General features: G+C 41.5%; 10 protein-coding genes. 5 read left to right on the top strand and 5 right to left on the bottom strand.

Going from position 1 to position 18,964, the window contains the following annotated elements:
• Positions 1-26: 26 nt before the first annotated feature.
• The 4 genes from DWZ47_RS06575 to DWZ47_RS06560 are packed head-to-tail and all read left to right on the top strand — an operon-like array spanning position 27 to position 8,392.
• The gene (locus DWZ47_RS06575; RefSeq protein WP_117512641.1) at positions 27-3,278 is read left to right on the top strand and encodes a SusC/RagA family TonB-linked outer membrane protein; all 3,252 of its coding nucleotides are present in this window, start codon (positions 27-29) and stop codon (positions 3,276-3,278) included.
• 10 nt (positions 3,279-3,288) lie between these two features.
• Positions 3,289-5,364 (top strand): RagB/SusD family nutrient uptake outer membrane protein, encoded by a 2,076-nt coding sequence (locus tag DWZ47_RS06570; RefSeq protein WP_117512609.1) that lies wholly within the window; start codon positions 3,289-3,291, stop codon positions 5,362-5,364.
• 16 nt (positions 5,365-5,380) lie between these two features.
• Positions 5,381-7,054, top strand: a complete 1,674-nt coding sequence (locus DWZ47_RS06565; RefSeq protein ID WP_004299827.1) for a DUF5123 domain-containing protein — start codon at positions 5,381-5,383, stop codon at positions 7,052-7,054.
• A gap of 33 nt (positions 7,055-7,087) precedes the next feature.
• A complete protein-coding gene (locus DWZ47_RS06560; protein ID WP_004299829.1) occupies positions 7,088-8,392 on the top strand; it encodes a pectinesterase family protein in 1,305 nt (434 codons plus the stop codon).
• Between the two features lie 36 nt (positions 8,393-8,428).
• Here the strand turns inward: DWZ47_RS06560 and DWZ47_RS06555 are convergent, their stop codons facing one another.
• A complete protein-coding gene (locus DWZ47_RS06555) occupies positions 8,429-12,808 on the bottom strand; it encodes a two-component regulator propeller domain-containing protein (protein ID WP_032844631.1) in 4,380 nt (1,459 codons plus the stop codon).
• Between the two features lie 212 nt (positions 12,809-13,020).
• Here DWZ47_RS06555 and DWZ47_RS06550 point away from each other — a divergent pair, with 212 nt between their 5' ends.
• Positions 13,021-14,562: a glycoside hydrolase family 28 protein gene (locus DWZ47_RS06550; RefSeq protein ID WP_117512608.1), complete on the top strand. Its 1,542-nt coding sequence runs from the start codon at positions 13,021-13,023 to the stop codon at positions 14,560-14,562.
• Between the two features lie 111 nt (positions 14,563-14,673).
• Here the strand turns inward: DWZ47_RS06550 and DWZ47_RS06545 are convergent, their stop codons facing one another.
• From DWZ47_RS06545 to DWZ47_RS06530, 4 genes are all read right to left on the bottom strand, one after another.
• On the bottom strand, positions 14,674-16,329 hold the full coding sequence (locus tag DWZ47_RS06545) for an AMP-binding protein (RefSeq protein WP_117512607.1): 1,656 nt from the start codon (positions 16,327-16,329) through the stop codon (positions 14,674-14,676).
• A gap of 7 nt (positions 16,330-16,336) precedes the next feature.
• Positions 16,337-16,891: a helix-turn-helix domain-containing protein gene (locus tag DWZ47_RS06540; RefSeq protein WP_004299841.1), complete on the bottom strand. Its 555-nt coding sequence runs from the start codon at positions 16,889-16,891 to the stop codon at positions 16,337-16,339.
• 39 nt (positions 16,892-16,930) lie between these two features.
• A complete protein-coding gene (gene proC, locus DWZ47_RS06535; protein WP_004299843.1) occupies positions 16,931-17,704 on the bottom strand; it encodes a pyrroline-5-carboxylate reductase in 774 nt (257 codons plus the stop codon).
• Between the two features lie 136 nt (positions 17,705-17,840).
• Complete coding sequence (locus DWZ47_RS06530; RefSeq protein WP_004299845.1) at positions 17,841-18,962, bottom strand: aspartate aminotransferase family protein; 1,122 nt, start codon at positions 18,960-18,962, stop codon at positions 17,841-17,843.
• Positions 18,963-18,964 lie beyond the last annotated feature (2 nt).

The following is an 18,964-nucleotide window of genomic DNA, read 5'->3' as shown; positions in this document are numbered from 1 at the left end:
TGAAACAAATTAATCAAGATAATACTATGGATGTACAAAGACATTTATTTTTGCGAAGATGCTTCGCGTATATATGTTGCTTGCTCTTGTGCTTTATAACGGCGACAACAGTATATGCACAGAAGGTATCTGTGAAAGGAACAGTGGTGGATACCAACGGCGATGCTATTATTGGTGCTAGTGTGAAGGTGTTGAAAAAGTCCTCCGTCGGTACAATTACCGACTTGGATGGAAATTTCACTTTGTCTGTTCCCGAAGATGCAACAAAGTTGGAAATTAGTTTTGTAGGAATGAAATCAGTTGTTGCGACTGTGAAACCGGGCAAACATCTGAAAGTTGTGTTGGAAGAAGACAATCAGACTTTGGACGAAGTGGTAGTGGTAGGGTACGGAACCTCACGCCGCGGAGATTTGACCGGTGCGATTTCTTCAGTGAGTGAGAAGGTTTTGAAGGATATTCCGATAACTTCTGCGGCTGCGGCTATTACAGGAAAACTGGCAGGTGTGAATGTCGTGGCTACTGATGGATCGCCTGATGCAACAATCCAGATTACAGTGCGTGGCGGTGGTTCTATTACCCAGGACAATTCACCGTTATATATTGTTGACGGCTTTCAGGTGAGTAATATCAATGATATTCCTCCCGGTGATATTCAGAGTATTGATGTATTGAAAGATGCTTCTTCTACCGCTATCTATGGAGCTAAAGGAGCGAATGGTGTAATTCTTGTTACTACGAAAAGCGGTAAGGCGGGAAAAACAGAAATCTCATTCAATGCTCACTGGGGTATCAGTAATGTATATAATCTGACAGGGGTACTTTCACCTTACGAATACTATTGTTATCAGAAAGAACTTGATCCGGGCACCTCTCTGACCAGCAGCATCAATTCGATGTATGGGCGTTGGGACGACCGTAATATTTATCGTTCGGTAGAAGGCACGAACTGGCAGGATAAGGTATATGGAAACACCGGATTCAAGCAAAGCTATAACGTTGGTATAACGGGAGGAACGGACGCTACATTGCGCTATAATTTGAGCTATACGCGGGATGATGAGAAATACATTATGCTCAACTCCAATTATGTGAGGGACAATTTGAGTGTGAAGATGGATAAAAAGTTGAGTAACAAATTGAAGTTTGAGTTTTCCAGCCGACTTACTAGAATGGTGATTGACGGTGCGGGTACAAATGGAGGCAAATTGAGAGATGCCGTTCTTTTCTCGCCGATCAACAGCCTTGCAAGCATAGATGCGGGAGATGCTTTGGGGGGTGAAATCGATTACTCGGATGATGCATTGCTGTCATCATTGAATGATCCTGTATATAATACGGTGAATGAGTATAAGAAACAAAATCAGTTTTCTATGACTTACAATACCGGGTTCAACTGGGAAATTGTTAAAGGATTGACTTATCAGTTGAAAGGTAGTTATGCATATACTTATAATTATACTGATAATGTCTGGTTGAAGAAAACCGGAGAGTCGAGTTCCAATGCCGGTCAGCCTGTAGCTAAACGTACGGATGAGAAAGGTGCACGATGGAACTTGCAGAACATATTGAGTTACCGGTTCTCTCTGAAAAAGAATCACCGTCTTGATCTGATGGCCGGACATGAAATGGTGAGTAATTACAGAAATCAGATGATTGCCTCATCCAAATATTATCCTATGGATTTTACGGCGAGCGAAGTGTTGGCTATGTGGAATTATGGAGAATCCCAACCTACGTATACCACTATCGGCGAACCTTCCCGTACGGCATCTTACTTCGGTCGTTTAAACTATGCTTTCAAAGACCGGTATATGTTCACTTTTACAGCCCGTGCCGACGGAACGAATGTGTTTGCTCCTGAAAACCGTTGGGGCTTTTTCCCGGGTATGGCATTGGCATGGCGCGTTTCCCAGGAAAAATTTATGAAGCAGACGGAAGACTGGTTGGATAATCTGAAACTTCGTGTGAGTTACGGATCAGTTGGTAATGCGCGTGTCAATTCCTACTGGAGACAGGATTATAAAATGGAATCCTCCGCCAATAAACAATATTATCTGAATGAAACAGTGCAGAGTGCCCTGAAATTGCAGAACACCTTGCGGAACGAGAATCTGACTTGGGAAACGAAGTTATCTTCTAATGTGGGAATAGACGCCAGCCTCTTTAATAGCCGTTTGAATGTGACAGTTGACCTCTATAATGATATAACGAAAGATTTGATCTTACGCATGGATCTTCCTTCAAATTCGGGATATGAATATCAGTATCAGAATGTAGGCCGCAGTACGAACAGGGGAGTTGAACTTACGCTTAGCGGAACGATTATCAATAGTAAAGATTTCTATCTGGGCGCTAACTTCAATATATCATTCAATAAAAATATAGTGAATAAACTGGATGGAACGGCGAGCGTATTGAGCGCACAATCCAACTGGCGACCGGATATCGGCTCTGATGATTTCCGTGCCATTGTAGGTCAGGCGGTAGGACAGATTTACGGTTTTGAAGTAGAGGGCTTTTATTCTGTAGACGACTTTACGTTTGATGAGAATACGAAAAAATGGGTACTGAATAAAGGGGTAGTAGACGACAGGGCTTTGTTCTCTAACGATCTGCCTAACTTTGGCCCGGGCTTTATCAAACTGAAGGATCAGAATAATGACGGTGTGATCGATGCGGATAATGACCGTAAAGTGATCGGTAGTGTACAGCCAAAGCATATTGGCGGATTCGGGCTGAATGCTGCATGGAGAGGGTTTGACTTGGCGGCAATGTTCAACTGGTCATATGGCAATAAAGTATATAATGCCAATAAGATTATGGCATCCACTCATACGAATCGTAAATATAATAATATCAGAGATTTTATGAGTTTGGAAAACCGTTGGTCGATTATTGATCCGGAAACGGGTGCCAATGTAATGTATGGTAATGACGCCAATCCGGAACGCTTTGTTGAAATCAATTCCAAAGCCTCTATCTGGATGCCTATGATGGGGCGTACGCTTGTGACGGACTGGGCGATTGAAGATGGTTCTTTTTTGCGTTGTAGTAACCTGACGTTAGGGTATACGCTTCCGGTTACTGTGACTCGTAAGCTAGGAGTCAAGAACCTGCGCGTGTATGCTACGGCCAATAACCTGTTTTGCTGGACAGCTTATTCCGGACAGGATCCTGAAGTGAGCACACAACGTTCTACCCCTTTGACTCCGGGTGTGGATTATTCTGCATATCCGAAAGCACATTCTTATGTATTCGGTCTTAATGTTACTTTTTAATACTTGAAAAATGAAAATACAGAAACTATTTTTAGCGGTTTTATCCTCCTCTGTGTTATGCACTTCGTGTATGGATAATTTTTTGGATACCGAAAGTCCTTCTATTCCAAGTGATGAGAATCTGTTTAAATCGACTGCTCTGACGGAAGCAGCCCTGATGGGTGTATATGCGACAATGACGGACACCTATATATATGGTCAGAAACTGTGTGTCAACTGGCAGGGAGCTTCTGACGTGGAGGTTGGCTCGGGTGCGTTTTCTACGGAAAACTATAATTCGACACTTCGTGATGAAGGTGCTGGCAATTTTTATGACGATAATTATAACCGGAATACCAGATGGGACAAACTTTATTATCTGGCAGAATCCGCCACTACTATCGTAGATGGTATACGTCGGTCACCGTTGATGCAATCTACTTCGGACAAGGCTGCCATGCGTAGATATTTAGGAGAGGCATTAGCACTAAAAGCGTTAGGCTATTTTGAATTGATTCGTTATTGGGGAGATGTGCCATATAAAGAGCATGCGTCTGAAAGCGGATTGGGAAATGTCTATATAGGAAAAGTGGATCGTGATATTGTTTATAATTATATCATAGGGGATTTGAAAGAGGCAATTGAATATCTGCCTTGGATGGGAGAAGAATCATATACGGTAGAACGCATGAATAAAGGTTTTGCCAAAGGACTGCTGGCAAAAGTAGCGCTATTTGCCGGAGGATGGTCTGTACGGGATGGAAATCAGTTTCCGGACTTGGATGTGGAACATCATCCGACCATTCCGGAAATGAACGGATATTTCGTCGGTCGCCCTAAGAATTGGAAAGATTATTATGAACTGGCTGCCAAACAGTGTGCGGAGATTTTGGGAGCGACTGATAATCCTCATGAGCTTGATCCCAGTTATGAGAATATTTGGTCTACTGTCAATCATCTGGAATACAACAAGTATAATGAAAACCTGTTTGAAGTTGCTTTTGGTGAAGGACAGAATGGAGATGTGGGGGCCACGATGGGATACAACCTGAACAGAGGGGTTTTTAATACCACCCAAGGTATGGGAGGGGCAGGATATGCGGCTACTACTGCTTACTATTTTTATTCATTTGATCCGGCAGACACCCGTCGGGATGTTACTTGTGTTTTCCAGGAATATATCAATGAGAATGGAAAAAATAAGGAAGTTATTCGCTGTAATCCATTAGGAGTGGCTTGTGGTAAATGGCGTTGGTATTGGATGACTGATAATTATATGAAAGTCCGTTTCCCGAAAGCTAATTCACGTATTGCTACTGGTATCAACTGGATTTTGATGCGGTATTCAGATATTTATCTGATGTTTGCGGAGGCTCAAAATGTATTGACAGGGCCGGATGCAGTTAGTCCGATTGCCGGTATGTCTCCCCGACAGGCTTTGGAAAAGGTTCGTGAAAGAGCATTTGGTACTGGTGCTCCCGAAATCACGCAGTATGACGCGGATTTCTTCACGGCTATTGTCAATGAACGGGCATGGGAGTTTGGTTGTGAATCTATTCGTCGTCAGGATTTGACACGTTGGGGATTGTTGGCGGAGAAAATAGAAGAGATGAAAATAGGTCTTTGTATGTTGTATGACTACAAGCCGGTGACTATTTTCGGGAAGACTTATCAAGTGGATGAAATACCGAGAAAAATCTATTATAAATATGAAGACTCTGATAATCCGGAATACATTGATATGTCGTCTGTTAACTTCAATGAGGATATGGGAACCGGTACTGCTTCTACATCAAAAGGACAGTATGAGTGCAACTGGATCAGTATGCAGGTGACATTGAATAAGGATGGTGATATAAATGCAACCCTGAATACTAATTATGTGAAAACAATGGCTAGAATATTGGTTTGCGGTACAGGGCTGAATGCGTCTTACGACTATTCGAATTTGTTTGGCAGGCTGAACTGGGGCGGTGAAGCCGAAGCGGAGTTCCGTAAATATTCTGTTGGTAATGGAGTGTGTAATTATCGCCATGTATTCGCTATTTATTATGAGGATGTCAATAAGACGCAAGGGTATGTTTCTAATTCGTATGGTTATAAATAATTAATGGTAGGAAAAGATGAAAAGACTAGTTAATAGATTATCCGGAGCATGCCTGTATGTACTATTGGCTTTGATAGTGGGTATGTCTTCCTGTGAGGACGATGCCAATGACTGGACAGTTAATAAGAACTATGATGCTTTGTTCCGTCCGTTGACGTTCGATAAGTCGGCTACCGATGCGACTTCGGTTACATTAAGATATTCGCAGATTGTGAATGCAAAAGTCTATATTTTTGAGTTTTATACGGACAGCTTGGAGTTTAATGCGGAAAATTATGTAAGGACAGATACGATTCTGAAAGATACATTGACTGTATTTTCAGAGAGTAATACGCCTATGAGGGTGGAATATCGTACTTTGTTTCAGGAGTTCAACGGTTCTACGCAATATTCTGTTCGTATGAAAGGAGAAGATGCGCAGGGAAAGGCAAGCACTTATGTCAGTGTAGCATTTAAAACTCCGGATGAGCAATTATTTACCGGAGTGGAAGTTACAGCTAATTCCGCAACCTTGACATGGGAAGAAACGAACAGGGTAACTCATCTGACGTTGGCTCAAATGGTGGATACGAAATATGGTGAGGAAAAACAGATTGATTTGACTTCGGAAGATATAGCGGCTTGTTCAAAAACACTCTCCGAATTGGAGAATGGAGCGACCTATCGTGTTCGGATTTATAATAATGATGCATTACGTGGTTCGTATGTATTCAAGACACTGGGATTGGGTGGTAGCGAAATCCTTTTTGTGGAGGCTACGGAAACCGGAGTCATTGATTTAAGTACATTGTTATCTAATTTTGTGAAAGAGAAAGAATGTAGCAATGTAACTGTCCAACTTACTCCGGGGGCGGTGTATAAGGTAAGTGAACTAAAGATTCCGGGATTGGATAATATTTTGTTTACCAGTACGGAAGCTAATGAAAATAATCGTCCACAGCTTATTGTGACTAATAAAATATCATTGGCTTCTCCGATACAGTCTCTGTCATTCGAGTTTGTTTGCCTGAATGGAAATGGCGAGGCCAGTTATATGACGGATTGGAAAAATAGTTCTTATGCCCAGTCTATTTCATTCACAGGCTGTGCTATACAGAACATAAAACGTACGCTTGTACGTATTAGCGATGGAAGTGGTGTGTTCATGACGGATATTACGATTGATAACTGTGTCATATCCGAAGTTGGTACGGACGGATATGGAATGATTAATTTCGGAAAAAATATCGATCAGTTGGAAAAGGTTTCTATAACGAATAGTACATTGATTAATATTGGTGACCAGTTGATGGACGTGAAAGGGGGAATCGGTGATGTGATATTGGAAAATTGTACTTTCTATAATTCTATGGATGCTAAGAAGGAATTGCCTAAAGTTTTCCGTTTCGATAATGCGGCAAGTACTCCGCCTTCTCCGAAATCTGCGACAATGCGGAATTTGATTTTCTCCGGTCCGAACAAAGGAAAGAAAATGAATAGTGGAAATGGTGCTTATGACATTTTGAACTTCTCTGATAATTGTTATATCACCTCCGACCTGCAGGAAGGCAATAACAGGTTTGAAGAAATAACGAGAATAAAACAAAGCTCGGATGACTTGTTCGTTGATCCATTAAACGGTGATTTCCATATTAAACCGGGAGCCGGGTTCGCCGGAACGGGTAATGCTGGTGATCCACGTTGGTATTAATTGATCCTATAATTGTTAGGTATAAAGAATATCATGAAGAATATTGTATTATCAATTTTATTGATGAGTGCCTGTGCAATGATTTATGCACAGGCGGACTCATCGCCTTATCAGGCTATTGTAGCTGTTGATGGTAGTGGAGATTATAAAACGGTTCAGGAAGCAATCAATGCTGTACCTGACGGACAGACGAAACCTTGGTTGATTCTGATAAAGAATGGCTTGTATAATGAGCAGGTGATTATCCCTAAGAATAAGCCATACGTACATTTAATAGGCCAGGATAAGGATAAGACCATTATTCATTTAAACTTGAATGTTGGTAGTAAACTGACCGGTAAAGAAATAGGTGGAAAAACAGCTTATTGGGAACACTCGGTTCATAATCCTTCCTCTCCAGTTTATAAATACGAGGGATCGGTAGTGGTGGTAAAAGGAGACCACTTTTATACGGAAAACATTTCGTATGTGAATGACTGGGGAGTTTTATCAGATAATGGTCCGCAGGCTTTGGCTATGAATAGTCAGGCAGATTGTGCTTCCTTTTATAATTGTAAGTTCCGTTCTTTTCAAGATACTTGGATGACTGCCAATAATGATGTCAGTCGGCACTATGTGAAAGATTGCTGGATAGAAGGCGCGGTAGACTATTTTTATGGTGGTGGTGATGTGTTGCTGGAAAACTGTACGCTTTATAATGTACGGAGTGGAGCAGTAATAGTGGCTCCTTCCCATAAAGATGCTAAATATGGTTATGCTTTTCGTAATTGCACTATAGATGGAAACAGTGAAGCGGCTGACGGACGTTTGAAGTTGGGGCGTCCATGGCATAATAATTCGAAGACGGTGTATATCAATACCATCATGCTTATCCCTGTCGCTGATGAAGGATGGACGAATATGGGAACGGTTCCCGGGATTTTTGCCGAATACAATAGTCGTGATGCACAGGGTAATGTGTTGGATTTAAGTAAACGCAAAACGGAATATCAATATAAAGACCGCCAAACCGGTAAGGAAGTATCGGGTACCTGTCAGGCAACTATAACGAAAGAGGAGGCGGACAAATATACGTACGAAAATATGATTCCGGGTAATGATGGCTGGAATCCGCGTATTATGATGGAGAAATTAGGAAGTCCGCGCAGTCTGGTTTATCAGCAAGGCACTCTTAAATGGAATCCTGTGAAAAATGCGATCGGATATATTGTATATGATGGAGAACAGATTCTCGGGACGACTACTGATACCTCTTTTCCGGTGTCGGAAGTGAATTATGCTTTGAAGGTATCTGCCGTGAATCAATATGGAACGCAAGGTAAAAAAGGTGTATTGTAATTGAATATAGAAAACTGGTAAGGAAAGGGGAGGTGCTTATGAGGCATCTCCCTTTCTTTCTTTATATTCTGTAGGAGTGACTCCCATGATTTTTTTGAAGCGCCTGCTAAAGTACTTCGGGTCATTGAAACCGGTCATATAAGCAATTTGGGAGAAACTGTATTCACTTTTTTCAATTAGCTGGGCGGCTCGTTTGATGCGCATTTCACATACGAAATCTACCGGAGTCAGCCCAACAATGGATTTTAATTTTCGGTAGAATACCGTACGGCTTAACATTAGTTTGTTGGCGAAGTCGTCGATGGTGATATCTGTATTATCCATTTGTTCCTCCATAAACGCCATTACTTGTTGCATGAATTGTTCATCGTATGGAGTCACTTGAGGTTGTGAAGGCTCCCACCCATTTATATGATCCTCTTCTTGAGTATGCTCTGACAGTTTCGATAAATATAGATCTTGTAGCTGTTTACGCTGACGGAGCAGCGACAAGATTCTGGTTTTTAAGTATGTAGAGCTGAATGGTTTGGTAATGTAGTCATCGATACCTTGTTCCAGTCCTGCTATCCGATCATCTAAAGAAGATTTTGCTGATAGTAATATAATAGGAATATGGCAGGTGTCATGATCGGCTTTGATTGCTTTCACCATGTCTAATCCATCCATGACCGGCATCATAACATCACTGATTATCAGATCCGGAATGTACTGCTGTGCATATTTTAATCCTTCTTTTCCATTTGTTGCTTCGAGAACAGTGTAAGTCTCTGACAGGATATTCCATAGGAAATGACGTAATTCATTGTTGTCTTCGACAATAAGAATGGAAGTTTTTTCATCCTCTGCGTCGGTTTTATTTTCATTCTCTGCGTATGCTGCCTTGAAGGATGTACTATCCGAATCTTCTTCAGTAGCTTGTATCGTCGGTGAATTATTGTCACTGTCGGATAAAATAAATTCGGCTTGTTGATCGTCTGCAAATGCTTTTTCTTCCTTAGGAAGTGTGACAATGAATTCACTTCCACTTCCCGGCTCGCTTTTCACTTGGATATTTCCGTGATGTAATTCTATTAATTCGCGTACCAGTGAAAGCCCAATGCCGGATGAGGGCTGCAGGATATTGTATTGTGCCAGTGTTTCAAATCGATAAAATAGGGATTGTTGCTTTTCGGGAGCAATGCCAATGCCTTCATCAGATACAGAGATGGTGACTTGCTCCGAACCTGTTATCATATTTACCGTTACTTTCTTCCCGTTCGGTGTATATTTGAAGGCATTTGAAAGTAGATTGAAGAATATCTTTTCAAATTTGTCACGGTCTACCCATGCGTATATTTTGTCTGTATTAGTTTGAAGTTGGAAATCAATTCTCTTTTCTTTTGCTATAAGGTGGAAGCTTTCCATTATCTTCTGTAATTGGGATACGAGTTCTGTCTTTTCTACCAACACTTTCATCTTCTTATTTTGGATTTTGCGGAAATCCAGTAGTTGATTAACCAGACGAAGCATACGTTCTGTGTTTTTATGTACCAAATTTAGATGTTCCCGAACTGTCGGAGAGATTGTTTCATGCGCTAGAATTTCTGATACAGGGCTGGATATTAAAGTTAAAGGAGTGCGTAATTCATGTGAAATATCAGTGAAGAAGCGTAATTTGATATTGGATAAATGTTGTTCCAAGTCAACCTGATGCCGCAAACGGTAGATATAGAACAGAATGTATACAATGATGGTAGTGAATAACACGAACATGACAATATAGAATAACCATGCCCAGTATGTTTCCCAAAAAGTGGGTAAAACATGAATGGGGAGAGTGCGTATATTATCGGTCCATACTCCGTCGCTATTGCTGGAACGGATTTGCAGTTGATATTCTCCGGCAGGTAAATTTATGTATGTTGCAGAGCGGTTATTACCGGCTTCGTTCCATTCTTCTTCCAGGCCTTGCAGACGATAGGCGTATTCGATGGCATCGGGATTTACATAATCAATGGCTGCAAATTGAAAGGTGACATTACGTTCCGAAGGATTTAGTTCCAGTTCTTTTATGTCATCAAGCGCTACATGAAGTTGACTTCCTTGTATTTTGAGTCCGGTAAATACAATAGGAGGTACATAAGAACTTTTTTTCATTTGTTCTGTGTTGATTTCAAGTATCCCTTGATTGGTTCCGAGAACGATTTTCTTTTGACTGGTTAGTGTGGGAACTGCTTCAGTGAGATTCAGTTCTCTCTGAAAGTAATTACTTCCATAATTCTCAAATGTTCCTTGTTGTGGATTGAATTTGGATATGGAGTTTTCGGAGATTACCCATAATTGTTTTTGAGTATCTTCGAGCATTGAAAGTACCAAATCGGAAGCTAATCCGTCTTTGATTGTATAACTTTTGAATTGTATATCTTCCGTGAGCAGATTTTTAGAGATAACCTGGCTGATTCCTCCGGTGAATGTTATTACATAAGTGTTTTTTCGACTGTCAGTAAATATCTGCATGACATCATTACTGCTAAGGCTGGAATCTACATTAGGGATACGGTTGCTGTGATAGAACTTAATTTCTTCAGGCTGATCGAACTTATTGGAGAATGTAAGTAAACCATTGGTTGTGCCAATCAATAACACTCCGTTGGGGGCTTCTGCGATATGTCTTATTTTGAGTGAAGTAGAAACAGGATAGTTTTTCAGCCGGTTGCCGCTATGGATAAAGTTGGTAGAACCATCAGGTGCGTGTGATAATAGGTTGAGGCCACCTCCATAACATGCGATCCATATATTGTCATGACTATCCTGAATAATACTATAGACACTATTGTTGCTTAAACTGTATGTATCTTGTGGCTGATGGACGAATTGTTGTAAAAGATAGGAGTGCTCATTTTTCTTCTTTAGAAGGATGAGGCCGTCTTTTTTGGTTCCCATCCATATATTTCCTTGTTTATCTTCCATAAAACAGTACACACTTTTTCCGAAAGTAACCTCTTGAGGGGTGATTATGCCCTGTGGAGAAAGGTAGCCTTCTAATGTCCCATCCGGACGGTAAATTCTGACGTTTCCCTTTTTGGAAGCAACCCAGAGACGTTTCTGTTTGTCGGCAAGAAAAGCACGTATTTCCAATCCATTGTCTATGGGACGTATTTTGTATTTATTGGGATAGAAAGATATTTTGTCTACGCCCCGGTCATTGGTAATCCATACATTCTGTTGCCGGTCGGTATAATAATAGCGAATAGAGGGGGCAAATAGGGAAGCGGGATTATTTTCATCTGCAAAGTATAGTTTCAGTTGATTACTGTCGCGGTCATAATAGCACAAATGCCCTTTTTGAGGACTCATCCATAGTGTGCCTTCATGGTCTTCAAAGATCATGTACCGGTTGTCGCGTTCATATTGGATTAGGTTTTGTATAGGAGCTGTGAAGTGCTGCTTATCTCCTGTTTTCAGATTTAGCTTTATCACACCGGAGGTATTGGCAAAGATCCAGACTTCTCCGGTTTTGTCCTGATAAAAGAAATGAGCTTCATTGGATGGCTGGGTGGCTGTTTGTATATTAAAATGTTGGAATTTTTTCTTTTCTGTATCGTATGTTATAAATCCGTTGTCAGTTCCTAAGCCGATCTTGTCATTAGAAGGGGAAATGGAAGATATGGAATAGATATCTGTGACAGGACATGGTAGCTCCTGGAATTTTATATTTCCGTTCTTGGGATCATATATTGCGATTTTTCCGGAAGTTGAGATAAGATATATTCTCTTATTATATTCTTTGACCATTTTGAACGGATAATCGCTGTTGATTCGTTTTTTCCCGATGATGGTTACTCCCTTATCTGTCATGATCCATTCGTCCCCGTCGGAATCTTCGTAAATGTCGAATATCTTGTTTCCTTTTAAATTTTGGTTGAAACTGCTGTATAAAATGATATCTTTTCCTTCTTTGCAGGTTTGCTCATTGATTCTGAAAGCATAACCTTGTTCGCAGGTGATCCATGTAATCCCTTTATTTAAGGTATAGATATTGCTGACTGTGTTGGTCTGTTGCAGGGATGATTCAATAGGAAGGAGTATGTCAATAAACTTCTCTGTCTGAATATCGAATAGATATGCACGGTTATCATAAGATTTGCACCATATATCTCCGTCTTTGCTTTCTGTAATATAAGAGAAGCGGTTGGTCGTTAACGTACAGCCGTCTCCCGGGAATGCTTTGTAATTTTTAAATGTGTATCCGTCGAATTTGTTCAGTCCATTCCAGGTGGCGAACCAAAGAAATCCTTTTTTGTCTTGCATTATATTCACTACTACTCCTTGCGAAAGGCCACTATTGACAGAGAAGTGTTTAATCTGGCAAAGAGGTTGAGCTGCTACAGTCAGACTGGTGTATAAGCATAAAAGGAAAACATAGAGTGTCTTCATGATATTATAAATTATGTGTAGAGCAAAAATAGATAAAACTGGATTAAAAAGGAAATATAAAACCGTGATTGAACATAAAATGCACGCTTTTGCATATTTAATCCACCTGTCTATCCTCTATCAAGCACAATTATTACCCTATAAGGAGAGAAGATACCTCGTACTTTTGTTTTGACAATTAGAACTGGTAAAATTTTAAATGAAAACTATAAATGAAACGTCTATTTATTTGTGTAGTGGGACTTGTTATAGCCGTAACCGCATGGTCTCGTACCTTTAATATGAAGGAGCTTGGAGCTGATTCCCGAGGTATTGAATCTTGTACGGAGTTAATAAACCAAACGATTGAAAAAGCATCTTCTGAAGGTGGAGGAACTATTTATTTCCCGGCAGGTGTTTATTTGACAGCCACTATCCACATGAAAAGTAATATAACTTTGTATGTGGAGTCCGGAGCTGTTCTTCGTTTTTCAGATCGTTTTGAAGATTATCTTCCTTTTGTGAAGATTCGTTGGGAAGGTACAGTGATGAATACTTTGTCTCCCCTGATTTATGCGCATGATGCGGAGAATTTGACTATAACCGGGCGTGGAACGTTGGACGGTAATGGATTCAAATGGTGGAGCTGGGAGAAAGAAACACGGGAGCTGATTAAAAAGAACGGAGGAAAATTGCCTGCTTTGAATAAACTACAACGAATGTGGGAAGAGGCTAATGAAGATCTGGAAATTTCGGATTATTATAAACCTTCTTTAGAGCGTCGTATGTTTCGGCCTCCTTTTATTCAGTTTTATGAATGTAACAATGTGTTGATAGAGAATGTGAAAATTGTCAATTCTCCTTTTTGGACCATAAATCCGGCTTTTTGTGATAATGTAACAGTGCATGGAGTGACGATATATAACCCTTCAAAAGACCCAAAAGGTCCCAATACGGATGGAATAAACCCTTCTTCTTGCCGGAATGTGCGTATTTCTGATTGTTTTATTAGTGTGGGGGATGATTGTATTACAATTAAATCGGGGCGTGATGCTGATGGACGGAAATATGGAAAGGCATGTGAAAATATAACGATAACTAATTGTGTTATGCTTTCCGGTCATGGAGGGGTAGTTATTGGTAGTGAAATGTCAGGCGGTGTAAGGAGAGTGACAATTTCTAATTGTGTTTTCGATGGTACGGATTCCGGTATTCGCTTGAAATCTTCTCGTGGGAGAGGAGGAGTTGTTGAAGAGCTTCGGGTAGATAATATCGTCATGAAGAATATTCAGCGGAATGCCTTCATCTTTGATTTGTTCTATGATAAAGAATCAAAAGTGGAACCTGTCAGTGAACGGACTCCTGTTTTCCGGAACATTCATTTGAGTAATATCACAGGTTCTGATATCAAGCAAATTGGTTATATTAAAGGGATTGAAGAAATGCCTGTACAAGGTTTGTCCTTTTCAAATATTAATATGAAGGCAGAGGCTGGATTTATAGTTGATATTGCTGAAGATATTCGTTTTGATAATGTGGATTTCTCTTCGCAGACTGGTTCACCGTGGCAATTCAGTAAGTGTAAGCAGATTGTTCTGAATAATGTTAGATCGAAGTATCCTGTAAACCAACAACCGATTGTTACTTTTGAAGATGTCGATAATGCTATTATTAATAATTGTTTTCAGATGACTCCTGTGAAGGATTTTTATAAAGCTAATAACAGTCATATTATTGAAGGACATAATTATTGGAAAAAAGAGAGTTTTAAATAAACAGGAACTATCATATTATTTCTGTTGAATTTTATTGTTGGGTAGATATGAGAAGAACGATATTACATCATCTGTAATATCGTTCTTCTATTGATTAGAGTTGTTTATAATTTACTTCTTATCGTTTTCGCGAATCTCCACCCGGCGGATCTTACCGCTGATTGTCTTAGGTAGCTCTTCTACGAACTCGATCACACGCGGATATTTATAAGGAGCAGTCACTTTCTTCACGTGGTTCTGCAATTCCTTAATCAGTTCTTCTCCGGCACGTGCTTTATAGTCTTTGGATAGAACAATCGTAGCTTTTACCACCTGGCCACGAATCTCGTCGGGTACTCCGGTAATGGCACATTCCACAACAGCCGGATGAGTCATCAATGCACTTTCCACTTCGAATGGACCGATGCGGTAGCCAGAGCTCTTGATAACGTCGTCTGCACGACCAACGAACCAAAGGTAACCGTCTTCGTCTTTCCAGGCAACGTCACCGGTATAATAAATACCATCGTGCCAAGCTTCGTGAGTACGTTCCGCATCCCGGTAGTATTCTTTGAAAAGTCCGAGAGGTTTGCCTTTGCTGGTGCGGATTACAATTTGTCCTTGCTCACCGGCTTCAACAGAGCGACCTTCATGGTCAATCAAATCTACATCATATTGAGGATTCGGCAGCCCCATGCTTCCCGGTTTCGGTTCCATCCACGGCATAGTGGCGATGGTAAGGGTTGTTTCTGTTTGTCCGAAACCTTCCATCAGTTTGATACCTGTCAGTTTCTTGAATGTTTCAAATACGGCAGGGTTTAATGCTTCTCCGGCAATGGTGCAGTATTTGAGTGAAGATAAATCGAATTTTGTCAGGTCTTCGTGAATCAGGAACCGGAAGATGGTAGGAGGTGCACAGAGAGAGGTGACATGATATTCCTGGATTTTTTCCAGAATAGCTGCCGGGGTAAACTTCTCGTGGTCGTAGACGAAGATATTGGCTCCGGCAATCCACTGTCCGTAGAGTTTTCCCCATACTGCTTTTCCCCAGCCGGTATCGGCAATGGTGAGGTGAAGACTGTTCTCGTTCAGGTTGTGCCAAAAACTACCGGTAACGATATGACCTAACGGATAAGTAAAGTCATGTGCCACCATCTTAGGTTCGCCGGTAGTGCCGGAAGTAAAATACATCAGAGAGATGTCGTCGTTAGTGTTCGCATGGCGTGGACGTACAAACGGAGCGGCATTTTCGATGCCCTGATGGAAATCTTCGAAACCTTCCGGTATTTCCGGTCCGACACTGACCAACTTTTCTACAGTGGGACACTCGGGGAGAGCCTCTTTGATATGTTGCAGGATGATTCCTTCACCGGCAGCTACGATCATTTTGATATCGGCAGCGTTGCAGCGATAGATAATATCTTTTTTGGTCAGCAAGTGGGTGGCCGGAATGACGGTTGCTCCCAGTTTGTGAAGGGCGATGGTGCTATACCAGAACTCATAACGGCGTTTCAGAATCAGCATCACCATGTCCCCACGACCGATACCCAGACTTTGGAAGTAAGAAGCGGTCATATCTGTGTAACGCTTCATTTCGGCAAATGAAAATTGGCGGCTTTCACCTTTGTCATTTGTCCAAAGTAAAGCCTTCTTGTCGGGTTGTTCGGCTGCCCAGGCATCTACTACGTCATAACCGAAGTTGAAGTTCTCCGGGACGTTTATTTTCAAATTCTTGTTGAAGTCCTCTTGTGAGCTGAAAGAGGTCTGTGATAAAAATCTTTCTACCATGATGTTGTTACATAATTACTGCCAGAAAACGTACCGTTTTGCCATCGAGCGCTTTCATGCCATGTGGAAGTTTAGAGTTAAAATAAATACTGTCTCCTTGATTGAGGATGATTTCTTTGCCTTCGATGTTGATAAGCATACGTCCTTCGATGACAAGGTTGAATTCCTGTCCATTATGTTTGTTATAATGGATCGGCTCGTCGATTGCTTTCGGTTCAACGGTAACGATGAACGGATCGGCGGTACGGTTCATGAATCCTGAAGCCAGTGACTGGTATTTATAAGCTTTGGTACGTTCGATGCTGATACCTTTGCCGGCACGAGTCACAAAGTAGCTGCTCATTTTAGGTTCTTCGCCAAACATCAGAGCGTCGAGGGCTACATTATACGTACGGGCTATTTTTTGTAACATGCTGACAGAGATGTCGTAATCTCCTGTTTCCGCAAGCCGGTATTCTTCAGCAGAAATGTCACTATCGCGGGCGATATCCTCTGCGGTCAGTTCCAATACATCACGTAATCCGCGGAGGCGTTCTGCTATCTGTTTAATTTGTTCATTCATACAAATGGTTAGTATTTTATGATTAATAATTCTATGGTGTTATTTGGAAGCTTTCATGGCTTTGATAATAGCAGAGGTGAAGCCGTTGTGTTCTAATTCATTGATACCTTTGATGGTGATTCCGCCCGGAGTGGTTACTTTGTCGATTTCTACGCTGGGGTGGGTGTCGTTGTTCTGAATCAGTGCGGCCGCTCCTTTTAAGGATTGGGCTATCATCTGCATGGCATCTTTAGGGCGGAGTCCCATTTCGATTCCGGCTTGCATGGCTGCCTGAATGTATTTCAGTACGTAAGCGATACCGCAGGATGCCAATGCGGTGGCTGCCGCTATTTTATCTTCGGGGATAAGCATCACTGTTCCCATCTCGCTAAATAACCGGAGGATGAAGTTGTCTTGTTCATCATTCGTGTTGCGCGCGGCAACAAGCGTCATGCTTTCCAGTTCGCTGATAGCGGTGTTCGGAATCAGACGGAACATGGGCATTTCCGGTGCTACGACATAATGAGCCAGTTCTTCAAAACTGATGCCGGCAGCTACGGAGATGAGTATCTGTTTGCTTTTTAATTTCAACTCGCGCATCACCGATTCCATAAACCACGGTTTGACGGCAAGGATGACAATGTCTGCTCCTGTGGCTGCTTCCAGATTATTGTTGGTGGTGGAGATACCCGGAAATTCTTTTTTCAGTTTCTCTAGTTTTCCGGCACTGGGATTGGATACAATGATATCCGAATCGTCTATTAGACTTCCTTTTGCCAGGCCACGGGCTATTGAACCGCCCATGTTTCCTGCACCGATAATGGCTATTTTCATATACGCTTGTTTTTAATGAGTTGTTACAGACAAAGGTAACAGTTAATTACGAAAAAACAAAAAGCAGCCAGAATAAGAAATAAATTTCTAATAAAGGCTGCTTTTATCGTTGGCTGTTTATTAATCAAATGAGCGGTTAGAGTACTTTTTTGAACCGGGCGAGGAACTCTTTCGCTTCCTCCATGCTGAGACAGAGAGGAGGTAACAGGCGAAGTACATTCGTGCCGCTTGCTCCGGTAAATACATGCTCGTCATAGATGAGACGGCTGCGTAGTTCCTTGATCGGTTCTTCAAATTCGAGGCCGATCATTAGTCCGCGTCCGCGCACTTCTTTGATTTGCGGGAATTTTTTCAGCTCTTCCAGTAAGTAATCACCTACTGCCTTAGCATTTTCTACCAGATTTTCCTGTTCAATGACATCCATCACAGCGAGAGCTGCCGAACATGCCAGGTGATTTCCTCCAAAAGTAGTTCCCAACTGGCCATATACCGGTTTAAACATCGGGCTGATTAAGACACCTGCCATTGGAAAGCCGTTACCGATTCCTTTGGCTACAGTGATGATATCCGGCTTAATGTCATTATATTGATGAGCGAAGAATTTACCGCTACGCCCGTATCCGCTCTGAATTTCATCGAGAATCAGGATCGTTCCTGTTTCGCTGCAAGCTTTGCGGAGTTCCTGCATAAATTCGGTGGTTGGTATCTTGATACCGCCTACACCTTGTATTCCTTCAATGATAACAGCGCATGTGTCTCCTTTAGACAATTCCTGTTTCATCGCTTCCACATCGTTGAGTGGGAGATAGGTGACATGACCGTTATTGTTGATAGGAGCGATAATAGAAGGATTGTGAGTCGCTTCTACTGCAAGAGACGTCCGTCCGTGGAATGCTTTATTGAAAGATACAATCTTAGTACGTCCGTTGTGGAAAGAAGCAAGTTTCAGAGCATTCTCGTTTGCTTCGGCACCACTGTTAATCAGAAACAGGCTGTAGTCTTCGTAACCGGAAATCTTTCCTAGTCGTTCGGCTACCTCTTGTTGGAGCTTATTGATAACGGAGTTTGAGTAGAAACCAAGTTTAGCCACCTGATTACTGATCATCGCTACATAGTGGGGATGTGCATGTCCGATGGAGATAACGGCATGGCCTCCGTAGAGGTCCAGATATTCCGTTCCGTTTTTATCCCATACTTTACAGCCATCACCTTTGACAATGTTGATATTGTATAAAGGATATACGTCGAATAAATTCATAA

Origin of the sequence: Bacteroides sp. AF32-8BH, from assembly GCF_003435205.1 — a bacterium.
Taxonomy (GTDB): domain Bacteria; phylum Bacteroidota; class Bacteroidia; order Bacteroidales; family Bacteroidaceae; genus Bacteroides; species Bacteroides ovatus.
The sequence above is the reverse complement of the archived record's forward strand: the minus strand, read 5'-3'. Positions and strand labels throughout refer to the sequence as shown.

Bases quoted from the DNA above. Each gene is read 5' to 3' on its own strand.
- DWZ47_RS06575 (WP_117512641.1), top strand. From the start codon at position 27: ATGGATGTACAAAGACATTTATTTTTGCGAAGATGCTTCGCGTATATA.
- DWZ47_RS06570 (WP_117512609.1), top strand. From the start codon at position 3,289: ATGAAAATACAGAAACTATTTTTAGCGGTTTTATCCTCCTCTGTGTTA.
- DWZ47_RS06565 (WP_004299827.1), top strand. From the start codon at position 5,381: ATGAAAAGACTAGTTAATAGATTATCCGGAGCATGCCTGTATGTACTA.
- DWZ47_RS06560 (WP_004299829.1), top strand. From the start codon at position 7,088: ATGAAGAATATTGTATTATCAATTTTATTGATGAGTGCCTGTGCAATG.
- DWZ47_RS06555 (WP_032844631.1), bottom strand. From the start codon at position 12,808: ATGAAGACACTCTATGTTTTCCTTTTATGCTTATACACCAGTCTGACT.
- DWZ47_RS06550 (WP_117512608.1), top strand. From the start codon at position 13,021: ATGAAACGTCTATTTATTTGTGTAGTGGGACTTGTTATAGCCGTAACC.
- DWZ47_RS06545 (WP_117512607.1), bottom strand. From the start codon at position 16,329: ATGGTAGAAAGATTTTTATCACAGACCTCTTTCAGCTCACAAGAGGAC.
- DWZ47_RS06540 (WP_004299841.1), bottom strand. From the start codon at position 16,891: ATGAATGAACAAATTAAACAGATAGCAGAACGCCTCCGCGGATTACGT.
- proC (WP_004299843.1), bottom strand. From the start codon at position 17,704: ATGAAAATAGCCATTATCGGTGCAGGAAACATGGGCGGTTCAATAGCC.
- DWZ47_RS06530 (WP_004299845.1), bottom strand. From the start codon at position 18,962: ATGAATTTATTCGACGTATATCCTTTATACAATATCAACATTGTCAAA.